This window comes from Sphingomonas sp. Leaf30 (assembly GCF_001422525.1).
In the GTDB taxonomy this organism is placed as follows: domain Bacteria; phylum Pseudomonadota; class Alphaproteobacteria; order Sphingomonadales; family Sphingomonadaceae; genus Sphingomonas; species Sphingomonas aerolata.
The window spans coordinates 1-15,481 of sequence record NZ_LMKZ01000014.1 but is presented as its reverse complement, the minus strand read 5'-3'; the positions used below and the strand labels follow the sequence as shown (position 1 = coordinate 15,481).

Annotated in this window: 14 protein-coding genes; 1 reads left to right on the top strand and 13 read right to left on the bottom strand. The window is 64.1% G+C overall.

From position 1 onward, the window contains the following. Nucleotides 1-30: 30 nt before the first annotated feature. The 9 genes from ASE89_RS11550 to ASE89_RS11510 all read right to left on the bottom strand — a co-directional run bounded on the left by ASE89_RS11550 (nt 31) and on the right by ASE89_RS11510 (nt 11,247). A complete protein-coding gene (locus ASE89_RS11550) occupies nt 31-1,239 on the bottom strand; it encodes a CaiB/BaiF CoA transferase family protein (RefSeq protein ID WP_056677748.1) in 1,209 nt (402 codons plus the stop codon). Then, nucleotides 1,236-2,414: an acyl-CoA dehydrogenase family protein gene (locus tag ASE89_RS11545; RefSeq protein ID WP_082451436.1), complete on the bottom strand. Its 1,179-nt coding sequence runs from the start codon at nt 2,412-2,414 to the stop codon at nt 1,236-1,238. The genes ASE89_RS11550 and ASE89_RS11545 overlap by 4 nt, the downstream gene beginning before the upstream one ends. Beyond that, on the bottom strand, nt 2,411-3,805 hold the full coding sequence (locus ASE89_RS11540; RefSeq protein WP_056677745.1) for an MmgE/PrpD family protein: 1,395 nt from the start codon (nt 3,803-3,805) through the stop codon (nt 2,411-2,413). Before ASE89_RS11540 ends, ASE89_RS11545 begins: the two co-directional genes overlap by 4 nt. Further along, complete coding sequence (locus tag ASE89_RS11535; protein WP_056677742.1) at nt 3,802-5,175, bottom strand: MFS transporter; 1,374 nt, start codon at nt 5,173-5,175, stop codon at nt 3,802-3,804. Before ASE89_RS11535 ends, ASE89_RS11540 begins: the two co-directional genes overlap by 4 nt. A 114-nt stretch (nt 5,176-5,289) precedes the next feature. Continuing rightward, entirely contained in the window at nt 5,290-5,799 is a 510-nt protein-coding gene (locus tag ASE89_RS11530; RefSeq protein WP_031441432.1) for a MaoC family dehydratase, read from the bottom strand. Between the two features lie 74 nt (nt 5,800-5,873). Continuing rightward, entirely contained in the window at nt 5,874-7,436 is a 1,563-nt protein-coding gene (locus ASE89_RS11525; RefSeq protein WP_056677741.1) for an OprO/OprP family phosphate-selective porin, read from the bottom strand. A 145-nt stretch (nt 7,437-7,581) separates the two neighbouring features. Next, nucleotides 7,582-8,493: an acyl-CoA thioesterase gene (locus ASE89_RS11520; RefSeq protein WP_056677738.1), complete on the bottom strand. Its 912-nt coding sequence runs from the start codon at nt 8,491-8,493 to the stop codon at nt 7,582-7,584. A 43-nt stretch (nt 8,494-8,536) separates the two neighbouring features. Beyond that, the gene (locus ASE89_RS11515; RefSeq protein WP_056677735.1) at nt 8,537-9,628 is read right to left on the bottom strand and encodes an FUSC family protein; all 1,092 of its coding nucleotides are present in this window, start codon (nt 9,626-9,628) and stop codon (nt 8,537-8,539) included. A 662-nt stretch (nt 9,629-10,290) separates the two neighbouring features. Next, nucleotides 10,291-11,247 (bottom strand): aromatic alcohol reductase, encoded by a 957-nt coding sequence (locus ASE89_RS11510; RefSeq protein WP_056677732.1) that lies wholly within the window; start codon nt 11,245-11,247, stop codon nt 10,291-10,293. A gap of 69 nt (nt 11,248-11,316) precedes the next feature. On the opposite strand from ASE89_RS11510, the gene ASE89_RS11505 reads away from it, so the two are divergent. Next, complete coding sequence (locus tag ASE89_RS11505) at nt 11,317-11,754, top strand: winged helix-turn-helix transcriptional regulator (RefSeq protein ID WP_056677730.1); 438 nt, start codon at nt 11,317-11,319, stop codon at nt 11,752-11,754. 708 nt (nt 11,755-12,462) lie between these two features. Here ASE89_RS11505 and arsH read toward each other — a convergent pair. The 4 genes from arsH to ASE89_RS11485 are packed head-to-tail and all read right to left on the bottom strand — an operon-like array spanning nt 12,463 to nt 15,311. Continuing rightward, complete coding sequence (gene arsH / locus ASE89_RS11500; protein WP_056677726.1) at nt 12,463-13,215, bottom strand: arsenical resistance protein ArsH; 753 nt, start codon at nt 13,213-13,215, stop codon at nt 12,463-12,465. A 37-nt stretch (nt 13,216-13,252) separates the two neighbouring features. Further along, nucleotides 13,253-14,539, bottom strand: a complete 1,287-nt coding sequence (locus tag ASE89_RS11495) for an arsenic transporter (protein ID WP_056677722.1) — start codon at nt 14,537-14,539, stop codon at nt 13,253-13,255. Beyond that, nucleotides 14,539-14,967 carry an arsenate reductase (glutaredoxin) gene (arsC, locus tag ASE89_RS11490; RefSeq protein WP_056677719.1) on the bottom strand — a complete coding sequence of 143 codons (429 nt, stop codon included), beginning with the start codon at nt 14,965-14,967 and terminating at the stop codon, nt 14,539-14,541. The genes ASE89_RS11495 and arsC overlap by 1 nt, the downstream gene beginning before the upstream one ends. A gap of 11 nt (nt 14,968-14,978) precedes the next feature. Beyond that, nucleotides 14,979-15,311, bottom strand: coding sequence for an ArsR/SmtB family transcription factor (locus ASE89_RS11485; RefSeq protein ID WP_056677716.1), 333 nt, complete (start codon nt 15,309-15,311; stop codon nt 14,979-14,981). Nucleotides 15,312-15,481: the final 170 nt, after the last annotated feature.

Sequence of the window (15,481 nt, the reverse complement as noted above, 5' to 3'; positions counted from 1 at the left end):
ATGCCTTGGCGTTTGATGCAAGCGCGGGTGTCACCGGACCGCGCCGCGGGTCCGCAAGGCTGCCACGTCGTCATCGGTGTAGCCGAGGGTCGCGAGGATGGCGCTGGTATCCGCACCGAGTGTGGGAGCAGCCTTGTCCGGATGTTCGACGCCGCCCGCGCGGATCGAGGAAGCGATGCCGGGCAGGGGGCCGTGTTCGGGATGCTGGAAATCGATGATCCGCTTCGATTCTGCGAGAAACGGATTGTCGAGCGCCTGCTGAACGTCGAGCACTGGCGCGGCCGGCACGCGTCCTTCGAACAGCTGCATCCAGTCCGCGGTGGTGCGGGTCGACAGCACCGCATCGAGATCGGCGTTGAACGCCGGACGGTTCTCCAGCCGGGCGGCGAAGGTCGCGTAGCGCGGATCGGTCGCCCATTCGGGACGCTCGATCAGCCCGCACAGAACCTCGAAGAACTTCTCCTTGTTGCACATCACGAAGATCCAGCCGTCGCTGGTCGTGTAGAGCTGGCTGGGGGTGAGCGACGGGTGGCTCGATCGGGACGTGCGTTCGACGGTGACGCCGCCGTTGAGATACCATTCGGCGACATAGTTGAGGTTGCCGAGCGCGACGTCGAACAGGCTGACGTCGAGATCGCGGCCGATCCCGCTGCCGCGCGCCGAGACGACGCCGGCCAAGATCGCGAGCGCAGCGGTAGTGCCGGTCATGAAGTCGACGATCGACAGCCCGAAGCGTGCGGGTGGCGTTCCCGGCTCGCCGGTGAGCGACAGATAGCCGGCCTCGGCCTGCATCAGATAGTCATAGCCTGGCCATGCCGCGCGGCTGCCGGTACGACCATAGGCGGAGAGGTGGACGCAAGCGATCGCGGGGTTGAACTGCGACAGTGCGGCATAGTCGAGCCCGAGCTTTGCCGGCAGGTCGCCGCGCAGATTGTTGAAGACCACGTCCGACTCCGCGACGAGCTTCTCGAGCACCGCGCGCCCGTCCGCGCTCTTCAGATCGAGGCCGATGCTGCGTTTGTTGCGGTTGAGCGATTCGTAGAAATGGCTGTCGCCCGGCGCGAAGAAATACGGGCCGACATGACGGCCGATATCGCCGCCATCCTTGTGGTTCTCGATCTTGATGACCTCGGCGCCGAGATCGGCGAGCTGCTGCGTACCGAACGGCCCCGCGCCATATTGTTCGACCGCGACGATGCGGAGGCCGGCGAGTGGTTGATTGGGCGCTGGCTGGCTCATGCCGGGTTCCGCGCGATGATCTGCTTGGCGATGATGATGCGTTGCAGTTCGTTGGTGCCTTCGCCGATCGTCAGCAGCGGTGCATCGCGGTAGAGGCGCTCGACATTATATTCCTTCGAATAGCCGTAGCCGCCGAAGATCCGCATCGCCTCGATCGCATTTTCCAGCCCTGCTTCGGTCGCGAAATACTTGGCCATGCCGGCTTCCATGTCGCAGCGTTCGCCGCGGTCATACGCCTTGGCGGCGGCTTCGGTGAGTAGCCGCGCGGCGTAGGTGCGGGTCGTCATCTCGCCGAGTTTCAGCTGGATCGCCTGATGCTCGCAGATCGGCTTGCCGAACGTCTTGCGCGTCTGCGCATAGGCGACCGCCTCGTCGAGTGCTGCCTGCGCGATGCCGACGCCGCGCGCCGCAACGTTGATGCGGCCGAGTTCGAGCCCGCCCAGCACCTGCTTCAGGCCGACGCCCTCGATCCCGCCGATCAACCGATCGACCGGCACGCGGTACCCGTCGAAAGTCAGCGCGTTGCTGTCGATCCCCTTGTAGCCAAGCTTCTCCAGCTTCTTCGACACGATGAAGCCGTCGCCCTTCTCGGCGATCAGCAGGCTCATGCCCTTGTGGCGTGGCTCGGCGGCCGTGTCGGTCTTGACCAGCAACAGGATGGTGTTGCCCGAACCCGAATTGGTGATCCACATCTTGCTGCCGTTGACGACATAGTCGTCGCCGTCGCGGACCGCGGTGGTGCGGATCGCCTGAAGGTCGGTGCCCGCGTCGGGCTCGGTCAGGCCGATACCGCCGCGCAGTTCGCCGGTCGCGAATTTGGGTAGATAGTGATCCTTCTGCGCCTCGGTACCGCAGCGCTGGACCGTCATCGCCATGATCATGTGGCTGTTGATGATGCCCGCGACGGACATCCACACGGTCGAGATCTTCTCTATGATCCGCGCATAGGTCAGCGTCGAGACGCCGAACCCGCCGAATTCGGGTGCGATCATGAGCCCGAACAGGCCCATCTCCTTCATCGTGTCGACGATCTTCTGCGGATATTCGTCGTCATGCTCGAGCTGATGGACGAAGGGCTTCACGTCGGTTTCGAGAAACTTGTCGATGGAATCGAGGATCATGATCTCTTCGTCAGTCATCGCGCCATCGGCAGCGATCGCGTTTGCCAGGGTCATGCGGATACTCCTTGAGGGGCAGTGGCGCCGGCGAGGATGTCTCCGAGCGCGGAAGCGGGGTGCAGGTGCAGGTCGAGCACGGCGGCGCGGATATGCGCGCCGCGGGCCGCGTCGATCGTGCGAGCGGCGTTCTCGAAATATTTGGCGTCGATGTCGGCGTTGCTGAGCGGCCGGTCGGACGCGCCGCGGTTGATCGCCTCGCGATGGCGCAGCATGCGGCCATCTCGGGTTTCGACCATGACTTCGCCGGTGAAGTGCTTGGGATAATCGCTATCGGGGTCGACAGCGTATGTGACGCGGGCGGCTAGATCGAGCACCGCCGGATCGTTCAGTGCTGCCGGATCAAGCGAATCGAGCGTGAACTTTCCTGTCAGCAGCGCGGTTGCGACCGTGTAGGGGATCGAGAATTGCGCGTCGTAGCCGGTGTGTGGCGTCCGCTTGGGAGCCACCGGCTCGCAGACGATCGGAATGACCGCCTCGGGTACCAGCACGATGACCTTGGCGATATCGGCAGCGGTCAGGTCGTATTCCGCACGCAGCGCGATCGCCGCATCGATCGCGGCATGCGTCATGTGGCAGGCGGGAAGCGGCTTTACCGACACCGCCTCGATCTCCCAGGTATCGCCGAGCGCTTCGGTCGCCTGCGCGAGCAGGGCAGGGGCGGCGTCGCGAAGATACAGGGCATAAAGACCGAAGCGCCCTTCATAGGCAGCCGGCGGTCCGACGAAGCCGCGCTTGGCAAGCGTCGCCGCGGTCAGTGCCGAACTCGCCGCCCAGCCTGGATGCAAGCGCTTGGTCCACGCACCGTCGGCCAGGAACTCCAGACTCCCGCCGGCCATCGACAACACGATCCCCTGCGCCATCGCGATCTGCTGCGCGTCAAGTCCGAGCAACCTGCCGGCCGCGAGCGTCGATCCGAACGCGCCGATCAATCCCGTCGGGTGAAAGCCGAAGCCGTGAAATCCACCAGCGCCGACCGCCGCGACGCGGGTCGAGACCTCCATCGCCGCGATATAGGCGACGAGCAGATCGGCGCCCGATGCGCCGGCTTTGTCCGCCGCGACCAGCGCAGTCGGAAAGGCGCTGACGGTCGCATGGATGATCCCGCGTGAATGCGTGTCGTCATAGTCGAGGCCGTGCGTAACGATGCCGTTCATCAGCGCCGCGTCCCGCATTGCCAGCGTGCGGCCATAGCCGAGCACCGGCGCTGTTCCGCTGCCGAGGTCCCCCGCGGCGGCGAAAGTCGCCTCGGCCCAGTCTGCGCCGACTGCCGCTAGGCCAGTGCCGACCGAGTCGAGGATCAGGTGGCGTGCGCGCTCCTTGACCCGCTCGGGAATGGCATCGATCGTCAGGCCAGTCGCGAAATCGGCGAAGGTTTGCGAGAGCGTCACTTGGCGGCTCCCCCAAGGACCAGCGAGTCGTCGGCGACGTCGTCGAGCGACTGACCGGTGGTCTCGATGTTCAAAAGACCGACGGCGGCGATCATGCAGGCGAGCACCACGCCGACCATGCCGAGCACGCCCTCCAGCCCGAAGCGCTCAAACAGCGCGACGGTGGCATAGGGCGTGACCATCGACGCGGCCCGTCCGCACATGCCCGCGAAACCGGTGCCACGCAGCCGATAGGCGGTCGGGAACAGCTCGGGGATGTAGGCAAACAGCGCCAGCGTCACGAGCGTGTAGATGCTCGACACGAGCAGGAAGCCCGTTAGCGGCACCATCAGGTCGCCGTGCGCATTGGGATACAGGAAGCCGAAGATCATGATCGCGACAGCCGCCGCGATCAGCGAGGCGCGGCGCGAGATGCGGTCGGCGATACCGATCGCGACGATCGCACCGAACACGCTGCCGAACGACATCAGCGTCGTGTACCAGAGCGAGGTGACGATCCCCGTGCCGTGGCTCACCAGGAAGGTCGGCAACCACGCGACGAACCCATAGACCGAGACGTTGACGGCGATCGCGGCGAGCGTCGCGGCGATCAGACGGCGGCGAAGTTTGGCGCCGAAGAGCGCGCTGAGCGGTGCGTGGACCTTTGGCACGATGCGGACTTCGGGGACGGCGGCAAGGGGCCCCTTATGCTTGACGACGTCGGCTTCGATCTCGCGAAGCGTCGCCTCTGCCTCCTCGTTGCGGCCGACCGATTCCAGCCACCGCGGCGATTCCGGCATCTTCTTGCGCATCACCCAGACGATCAGCGCAAGGATGCCGCCGATCGCGAACATGTAGCGCCAGCCGAGCGTCGGGATGACGATATAGCCGACCGAGGTCGCGACCAGCAGGCCCGAATTGACGACCATGCCCATGATCGACACCCAGCGACCACGATAGGCCGGCGGGATGAACTCGCCGAGCGTGCCCGCCGCGACCACCAGCTCGGCGCCGAGGCCGATGCCCATGATGAAGCGGCAGACGATCAGGAACGTCATGTTGGGCGAGAAGATCGCCGCGATCGAGGCTAGCCCGAACAGCGCGAGGTTGAACTGGTAAGAGGCGCGACGTCCGAAGCGATCGCCGACATAGCCGGCCATGCCTGCGCCGATCATCATGCCGAGGAAGGTCATCGACATGAACACCGCAGCCTGCGCCAGCGTCGAGAAGCCCTCGGCCTTCAGCGCGGCGATGACACCCCCCGCGAGATACACGTCGAACGCGTCTAGGAATGCGCCCGCGCTGATCAGCCCCAGGATGCGCCAGTGGAATCGGGAGATAGGCAGACGGTCCAGCCTGGCTCCTGCGTTGACGGCGATGGTATCGGCCATGGGGCTACCTCTCTTCGTAATGACGACGGGCCGGGTCTTCTTTTGTCGAAGCTCTCGCAGGCCGCGCTGGGGGCGTCCGGTCACCAACGGCGACCGGTTAGTCGATTAGTCGGGCTATTTGTCGTCGGGAGATTCGCCGCGCTTGTAGACCAGCGAGTTGCGCGTGAACTCCATGATCTGCTTGGCGTCCTGGTTGAACGCGCGAGTGCGGGTGGTGACGATCCCCTGCGTCGGGCGCGACTTGGACTCGCGGATTTCGAGTACTTCGGTTTCCGCGGTCAGCGTGTCGCCGCCGAACACCGGATGGGTAAGCTTGATCTCGGTCCAGCCGAGATTGGCGGGGGACTTGCCGCTCACGTCGTTGACGGTCATGCCGAGCACGATCGCCAGGGTCAGCCCGCTATTTACCAGCAGCCGCCCGAACTCGCTCTTGGCGGCATATTGCGCGTCGCAATGCATCGGGTGCGAATTCATCGTCATCAACGAGAACTGGATATTGTCCGCGTCGGTTATCGTCCGCCCGGGGCGATGCTCGTAAATGTCCCCGACGACGAAATCCTCGAGATACCGGCCATAGCTCGCGCGGTAGCGCTGCTCGCCAACCTTGATAGCCGAAAGGCTCATACATCCTCCTTATCGCTTTGTACGGACATTATCGAACTTATGGTACGCTGGCAAGGTGAAGCCGGTGCCGGCGGTCAGAACGCCACTTCGGCCCTTGCCGCGAACGTGTCGCCGCTATCGCGCCCGATGAAACTGCCGGTCCGGTTGTCGGTACGGAAATGGGTATAGTCCGCCATGAACCGGAAATTGTTGGTCAGCGACCAGTTCAGGCCGAGCGTGCCCGCCGTACCGGTGCCGCCGAGCGGGAGGCTAGAACTGTCGAGATCCTCGTAGCGTATCACCGCCTCCAGCGCCCCCCATCCGCCATCGAGCACCGAGTTCAGCACGTTCGGCGCGACATAGGTGCCGCTGCGCGAGGCATAGGTCGGCGTCTCGCCGGTGATCCAGAAGCCGCCATTGACCGACAAGGCCTTGATCTTGCCGCTGCGGAAGGTCGAGGTCGGGCCGCCGTGCACGGTCCGCTGACCATATTCGCCGAACGCGTAGAATGGCCCCAGCGTGCCGCCGAGTTCGAGGCCGAACGCCTTTGATCCGTCCGCGCCAGCCAGCGCCGCGGACTCGACACGGACGCTGTTGTTGAGCGCCCCCGCCATGCCTTGCGCGAACGTGGTCGGCAGCGTCGTATCGGGGATGTTCTCGCTATACGCCCAACCGCCGATGTGTATCAGGCCATGCTTGGTGAGGATCGGGTTCCAGTGCGCGCGGCCCAGCAGCATGCGGTTGTCGCTACGCGTGAAATCGCTGTCGATCGCATCGCCGTGAACGCCAAGGCTCGCATGCCAGTTCTTGCCGCCCGCACGGCCGACCGCGCCCATCAGGAAGACCTTGCCGCCCTGCGTCGCGAGCGCGGTGGTGTTGATGTTGGTGGTGATGAAGGGATTGGCGGTCGACGCGGTGCCGATGTCGATGCCGCGATCGGTGATGAGATTGCCGAACCGGACATCGGCGTCGGTCTTGCCGAACTTCTGGCGGTAACCGACAAACGCCTGCACGACCTCGGTCGCGTTACGCCGGAAATCGGTCTCGAACTGATAGAAGAGGTGATCGCCGATCGTGCCAATCGCGCCGACGCGAAACTGGCGCAGCGTCGAGACGGTGATGTTGCGACGGTCGAAATCCGACCCCCCGGTCGAGGAGATATCCGCCAACAACCGCCCGCGCATCTTGAACGTGAACTTTCCGTCGCGGCTGCTGAACACGGGGGCCCCCCGGCTCCAGTCGACCGCGAGATCGGCGGGCAGCGCGACCCCGCCGGCATTGACGACCTGCGGGTTGCCGACCGGCACGGGGGCGATCTTCGCGCCGGGGTCGGCCGTCTGGTTGGCGACCTGCACGCGGGTCGGGGCCGCTGACGGGGGTGCTGGCACAGGCGCTGCCAGTTGCGGGGCCGTTGATGGCGCAGCGGCCGGAGGTGGGGCATTCGCGGCAAGCGCACGGCCGGCTTTCGCCTTGGCATTGGCGATCAGCGTATCAGCGCGCTCGCGGCTGACCAGCTTGTTCTCAACCATCTCGTCGATCAGCGCCAGCATCGTCTGGTACGACGGATCGGTATCGAGCGGAGACGCCGTCTGCGCCCGCGCTGCCGATGGCAGCACGGCTAGCAACGCGCACAGCGATACGGCGTACGAATGACGCATACAGACATCCTCATCGATTGGGATCGTCCGTCTTGCGCGGCGCGACATCCTGGAACCAGCTTCACTGGCATAAGATGATCCTAATGTCCGTACAAATACGCTGTCAACATGGTTTTACGCGGCGACCCGATCCGGGGTGTACCGATCAGGGCATATGCGGGATCGTCGTACGTGGCGCGAGATCGGGCCGCATCCGGATCAATCCCTCCTGCGTGACATGCGCGATCGCTCGCCCGTCGCGGCTATGGAAGACACCGCGCGCGATGCCGCGGCCATGTCCCGACCACGCGCTTTCGCTGGTATAGAGCAGCCAATCGTCCAGCGGCACGTCGTCGTGGAACCACATTGCGTGATCGAGGCTCGCGGTCTGCATGCTGTGCTCGAACATGTTGACCCCGTGCGGGATCAGCGACGCACTGAGCAGCGCATAATCGGACAGATAGGCAAGCACGCCGCGGCGCACGACGGGATCGGTCGGCACGCTTCCCCGGAACCGGATCCAGACATGGGATACGGGCGTGCCGGGCTTGGTCTGGAGGAACGCGGGCACGCCGCAGGGCCGGATATCGAAGGCGGACGGCTGGCCGAGGAACGCGACGGCTTGCGCGGAGATACCCGCATAGTCACCAGCGAGGATGTCGAGCGAGCGCAGTTCCTCTGGCGGGGGAAGGTCGGGCATCTTGACCGCATGCTCCAGGCCGGCTTCCGGCCGCTGGAACGATGCAGCCAGCGTCAGGATCGTCGCGCCGTTCTGGCTTGCGGTGACGCGGCGGTTCGCGAACGACTTGCCGTCGAAATCGCGCTCTACCCGGAAGATGATCGGTCGCGTCTCGGTGCCGGCGCGCAGGAAATAGGCGTGCATGCTGTGCGCCACGGCGGGTGCGTCGACCGAACGCTGCGCCGCCATCAGCGCCTGCGCCACGACCTGCCCGCCGAAGACGCGCGCGGTTGCGCCGGGTCGCTGGGGTCCGCGGAACAGGTCGGTATCGAGCGGTTCGAGGTCGAGCAGCGGGACCAGTTCGGCGGCGAGGTCGGGCGTCGATAAGGTTTCGGTCATCGCCGCCCGTACCGCGCGCGTGGCCAGCGGCAAAGCCGCGCGGTCAGCTTTGTTCGGCAGCGAGCACCTTGGTCGGGGCGATTTCGTCGACGCGACCGGCAAGGTCGAGCAGGTCGCGGTGAAGCCGACCCGCGGCGAAGGCGAGCCCGAATACGCGGCCCGATGCGTCGAAATCCAGGGTCGCCGCGGCCTCGCTCCGTCGGAACAGATCGAGCGCGGTACCGAACATCCGATAACAGGTTTCGACGTCGCCCCGATCGACCTTGCCCCGCGTGCGCAGCGCCTCCGAACACCGGGTCGCCAGCGCGGCCTGCGCGGTCAGCATCGCCGCCGATGGCTTGGCGAGCGCGGCCATCGCAGCCGGGGGCAGCGGCTCGTCGAGTGCGCGACCGCTCAGCACCAAATCGTTGCGGATACGCCAGAGCGTGCGCGGGACGGCGGCGGGGATACCGTGATCGGCGAGACGCGAGGCGCGTTCGCGGTCGGCGTCCTTCATCGCCAGCTCCACCGCGGCCAGCGCATGACGCAGCGCGGCGTGTTCGGGGGACGATGGCAGCGCCAGCCCGGTGGTCAACGCGTCGGCCTGCGCCCGCAACATCCGTTCGATATGGCTCAACACGGCCAAAGTGCGCGCGATCACAACGCCGTGCGAGCGTGCCGGCAGGATCAGCATCGCCGCCAGCACACCGATCATGCCGCCCAGGCCGATCTCGATGATGCGATCCCGGACGAAGATCTCCACCGAAGAGCCCGGCGGCGCGCTGAGCAGCATGATTGCCGCGGTGACCGGCGCGATCCGCAACCGCGGCCGGACCGACGCGACGAGCGCGGCGATGCCGGTAACGGTGACGAGCACCAGCCCGAGTTCGAGCGTGTCGGTTCGCCCAAGTGCCGCGCCGATCCCGCCCAGCACCGCGCCCAACAAGGTCCCCAGCAACCGATCGGTCGCTGCGCCGAGCGTCCCCCCGATCGATGCCTGCATCACGATCAGCACGGTGAACACCGCCCAATAGCCTTCGTGCAGGCCGAGCGTCTTGTACGCCGCAAACGCTGCTGCAGTCGCAACGATCACGCGGACCGTCTGGCGCAGGCTGTCCACATTCGCCTTGATCAGCGCGCTCGGTCGGAGATCCAATGTCAGCGCTTTTCCCTCCAACGTTCTGTAAAGTAGTCCGTCGGCGGTAATGCTCGTACCTGCAATCGTAAATCGCCATGATTGGCTTAGGTACAGCTCGACTGGCTGATATCGCCGCCCTCCGGGCCAAGTCTCTGCCTCAGCCTTACGCTCGCGCAGGACGCCAATGATCTGATTCTCGGAAGATCGGCCATGCCGCATCACTCTCCTCCATCTGACGAGATAACTAACCAATCGGATGAATTCTGAGGAGCAGGTCAAGAGAGATCACTGCACCAGATATACGTCGCTGGCCCGCGCAAGTGCTCCGTACCGCTGGCATGATTGAAAGCTCAAGTCAGCGGCGAACATGGACGGATGTCGGAAATTGGAACGGCAAAAGCCGCATTGGGATGACCGAATGTTAGTTTTGGCAGCCCTGCGATACCCAACAGTTTCGCCCACGTTCGGACGTTTAGGCTGGCGATCCGGGCGCCAAATAACGGCTATTCGTTCAGCGCGAAATTTCCCGTTTCTCCGTCTCCGATTGGCCATCTTGGGAAAGGCCAATCGGGAACGGATCTTGGGACGTAAGCTGCCCTAAGCTGTCTGCGTGATCGCCGGGGCGGCTGTCCCACTCTAGGTTCGTCTTTGGGAAGGTCTCTACAGTCACCCCGCCTACATCATTTTTCTTTTTGCGGGCCTCGCAGATCGGCATCGATCAGGGCCGCAACGTCGGTGACCGGAAGACCCTGCCGATCATTGAACGTGCCTGCCTTCGGCCAGGACACACCGCGACCGATCGCGAAGGCGGCGCGGTACTTGCGCATCATGTTTTTCGGATCGTTCGCCAGCTCTTCCATCAGGAAAGGCACGGTCCAAACCGACCGCTTGAAGGCCCGGCCCAGTGCCACCTCCAACTTGTCTGCGACCTCACCATAACTGACGGTGTCACCGGCCAGGAAGACGATCTCGTTGCGGATCGTCGGCTCGAAGAATACGATCTCGGCGGTCAGCACGCCGATGTCATCCGGCGTCGTCAGCGTCACAGCGGTATCGAGGCTGCCGAGCGCGTGAACCTCGCTCTTCTCCAGATCGACGACACCAAAGTCCGGCTCGAACAGGTAGCTCATGAACATGCCTGTGGAGATAATGACCCACTCGGTCTTGTCCTGTGAGCGCAGCAGCTCGCGCACGTCGAGCTGCGCATCGAAGATGTCCTGCGGCCCGCCGCGGCCGATCGCCTCGAAGTCGACGCCGAATTGCCACGGGAAATAGCGCGGGACACCGGATTGCAGCGCCGCCTTGGCGAGCTTCATCGGCGTGTTGATCCCGGCTGCGTAGCCCGCGCAGCCGATCACCGTATCGTAGCCCGAAAAGAGCGATGCCAGCTCATCGATGGTGTCGTTCACCAGGTCGCCGAGCACGATCTCGATCCCCGCTTCGCGGATCTCGGCGATATCACGCTGCTTGGAGGGATCGCCCGACTCGACGGCACTCTCGCGGAGAAGGACGCTGATCCTGGCGCCGTCGATGTTCTTGGCGTGACGCGCCAGATTGCGAAGCACGGGCATGCCAAGCTCGCCGGCACCCAGAACGAGGATATTGCGTGATTTCACATTGGAGACTGTATCGTTCATCGTTCTAACTCGTTTCACCGTGGATGCTGGTGATCTGGCAAGACACGGGCAAGCGTGAAAGATGGGTACATGCGTGATACTGCCGTTCAATCTCTAAACGAGGAGGACATCCTCCGATATTCGCAAACGGTTTGCGATGGCCTCCGGGACGATGACGACGGGGTGCGCCGTGAGGTGTTGGCCCATGCCGGTAACCGCTGGTCGCTTGGTGTCATCCATACGCTCGGCGTGTACGGCCAGCTTCGCCACGCGGAAATCGGCCGACGGATGCACGGTATTACGCAGCGGATGCTGACGCGCACGCTGCGCCATCTGGAGCGCGATGGATTGGTGGTGCGTCACGACTTCGAGGAGGTGGTTCCTCATGTAGAATATGCTCTATCCGAAACCGGATTGAAGCTACTGGTCATGATGGTTCCCCTGTGGACGTGGATCGTCGAAAACGTCGACAGCTTTCGCGCATCACGAGAGATGTTTGATCGGGAACATGCGGGAGAAGAGCCCTGAAGGCGACATCGGCTTACAGGCTTAACTTTCCAGAAATACCATCGTCTTTGGAAAAAGACCGCGCCCCGCTCTGTCTGCCATTGCAATAAACCGCTCCGTAAGCCGCCCGTCGACGCACTCTCCTATGCGCGAACCGGCGACATTCTCGTAGTATGGAAGCTCGACTGGCTAGTTTGTACTATGAAAGAACTAAGGCGGTGTCTGAGCCTTCGTCTCGGAAGCGCCATTTAAAGGTCGGCGACTTCAGACGCTGTCGGTGATTAGTAAAAATTAGCTAAGATCGATAAGCATTGATATCGACTGTCTCGGTCGAAACATTACCGAGGTCTACTTATATCTTTTCAAGAACCTTAATTGCGTCGACACCCGATACAATAAGCCCGCTGCCAAATTCTTATTAAACGTGTCACTTTCTACCGTCTTGGCACTCTGGCCCTGAACGAGGCTAGGCCCTGATGATTAATCTTGGCATCTTGGCTGTTGATGACTGCTGAGCCAGTCAGAAGAAGCCGAGTTCCGCAGCGGTCAAATCCTATCCCTGCAACCAACCCGACGACAGCCCCGAAGCGAAAGCTTCGGGGCTGTCGTCGTCATTATGCCAGCGCATAGTGCGAACACGAAGACCAACTCGTCCCATGGATAGATGGTGGATACAGCTCTGGTCAAAGCCGTCGCGCTGCAGCGTGCCTGCCCACATTTGGCATTCGTTCATTGTAATAGATGCGACACCGTAGCGATGCTCGACAGATCGGTTGTCGGATCGATCGGGACGCCGGAAGCCTTCCGTTCCGAATACCGGTCGACGAGCTGGGCCGCCTGAGGGCGGAGCAGGACGGTGAAGCGGACCATCTCCTCCATCACGTCGACGATGCGATCATAGTAGCTGGACGGCTTCATCCGGCCGGCGTCGTCAAACTCTTCGAACGCCTTGGCGACGCTCGACTGGTTCGGAATCGTCACCATCCGCATCCAGCGGCCGAGGAGGCGCAGCGTGTTCACGCTGTTGAACGACTGCGATCCGGCTGACACCTGCATAACGGCGAGCGTCCGGCCCTGCGTTGGTCGCATCCCGCCCATCGACAGCGGCAGGTGATCGACCTGCAGCTTCATGATGCCGGTGATCTGGCCGTGTCGCTCGGGGCTGCACCACACATGCCCCTCGGACCACAGCGACAGCTCGCGCAGTTCATGGACCGCCAGATGGTCGTCGCCAGCCATCTGATCGGGCAGCGGCAGGGTCGAGGGATCAAATATGCGCGTCTCGGCTCCGAAGAACCGTAGCAGGCGCGCGGCCTCCTCGACGCAGAGCCGGGAATATGACCGCTCGCGCAGTGAGCCGTAGAGCAGCAGGATGCGCGGGGGCGGGTCTCCCGCACCCAGTCCGATGGCGGGCCGGTCGCGCGTGTAGCGTCGATCGAGTGCGGGCAGATGGTCGGGGTCGGAAAGCGGGCGCAGGGGCATCAGGGGTATGTCCTGTCTTTGGTTCGATTCAACGGCATCAGGCGGCACCGAGCCGCAGGGCGAGCGCGGCGAGCGTTACCAGCAGCACTGGGATCGTTAAGGTCGCGCCGATCCTGAAATAATAGCCCCAGCCGATGCGGATGCCCTTCTGCTCGAGCACGTGCAGCCACAGCAATGTGGCGAGCGAGCCGATCGGCGTGATCTTGGGGCCAAGGTCGCAGCCGATCACGTTGGCGTAGATCATGGCGTCCTTGATCGCGCCCGTGGCGTGGGTCGCGTCGATCGACAGAGCGCCGACGAGCACGGTCGGCATGTTGTTCATGACCGACGACAGCAGCGCGGCGATGATGCCGGTGCCGAACGCCGCGCCCCATACGCCGCCCTGGGCGGTGCGGTCGAGCAGACCGGCGAGATGGTTGGTCAGACCGGCGTTCCGCAGGCCGTAGACGACCAGGTACATGCCGAGCGAGAAGATTACGACCTGCCACGGCGCGCCGCGCAGCACCTTGCGGGTCTCGATGACGCGGCCGCGCCCGGCGACGACGAGCAGCAGCACCGCGCCGGCAGCGGCGACTGCACTGACCGGTATGCCAATAGGTTCGAGCAGGAAAAAGCCCGCCAGAAGCGCCGCAAGGACGACCCAACCGGCCCGGAATGTCGCCCGATCGCGGACAGCGTCGGCCGGCGCGCGGAGCTGCGCCACGTCGTAGTCGGCTGGCACGTCACGGCGGAAGTACAGCAGCAGCACGATCAGCGTCGCACCGATCGACGCGAGGTCGACCGGCACCATCACCGACGCATAGTCGGCGAAGCCGATCCCGAAGAAGTCGGCCGACACGATGTTGACCAGGTTGGACACGATCAGCGGCAGGCTGGCCGTGTCGGCCACGAAACCGGCCGCCATGACGAACGCCAGCGTCGCCCTGTCGCGGTAGCCGAGCGCCCGCAGCATCGCGATGACGATCGGGGTCAGGATCAGCGCCGCACCGTCGTTCGCGAACAGCGCCGACACGGCCGCGCCGAGAAGGACAATCAGGACGAATAGCCTTTGGCCATGTCCTCCCGCCCAGCGAGCGACGTGCAGCGCCGCCCATTCGAAGAAGCCGGCCTCGTCCAACAGCAGGCTGACGATGATGATGGCGACGAACGTCGCGGTCGCGTTCCAGACGATACCCCACACCACCGGGACGTCGGACAGCGAGACCACCCCGACGAGCAGCGCCACGGCCGCGCCACCCAGCGCGCTCCACCCGATGCCGAGGCCCTTGGGCTGCCAGATGACGAGCGTGATCGTGGCGACGAAGATGGCGAGCGCGAGCAGCATCAAGCGACGCGCTGACCCGAGGCGTCCACCACCGCTTCGCCGTCCTCCTTGGCAAAGGCACCCAGTTGCGGCTCGGGAAGCAGACCGAGGACCGCTTCGGACGGTCGGCACAGCTGCACGCCGAGCGGCGAGACGACCAGTGGCCGGTTGATGAGGATCGGATGCGCCATCATCGCGTCCACCAGCGCGTCGTCCGTCAGCGTCTCATCGCCAAGCCCCAACTCCGCATAGGGCGTCCCCTTCTCGCGCAGCAGTTCGCGAGGCGTCATACCGGCGCGGTCAATCAGCTGGACCAGCAAAGCGCGCGAGGGCGGGGTTTTCAGATATTCGATGACGTGCGGCTCGATGCCGGCATTGCGGATCATCGCCAGCGTGTTGCGCGACGTGCCGCAGGCGGGGTTGTGGTAGATCACGATGTCGACGGCCATGACGCGTCCTTTCAGCAGCAGGGGGTGAGTTCGGCCAGAAGCGGCACGCACAGCTCGGGCGAGCCGGCGCAGCAGTCCTTGACCAGGAAGAGCGTGAGTGCGCGCAGGCCGTCCAGATCGGCGCGGTAGATGATCGACCGGCTCTGTCGCTCTGAGCGGACGATGCCGGCGCGCGCTAGGATGCCGAGATGCGCGGACATGGTGTTCTGCGGCACGTCGAGCCGGCGGGCGATTTCGCCCGCGGCCATTCCGTCCGGTTCGTGGCGCACCAGCAGCCGGAACACGTCGAGCCTTGTGCCCTGAGCGAGCGCAGCAAACGCAACGATAGCCGAATCCTTATCCATAAATCCAGCATAGCGGATATATCTGACGGCAACAGCACGAACTTCCGACATGCCGGTTTTTGGAGACTGCCGACCGTTTCCGATAAGGGCGAAGGCGCCGCGCTTCCTAGGGTCAGGACTCATTGGTCATAGCCAGAAGATGACGGTGGCCGCGAGCGCGACGGCAGAGA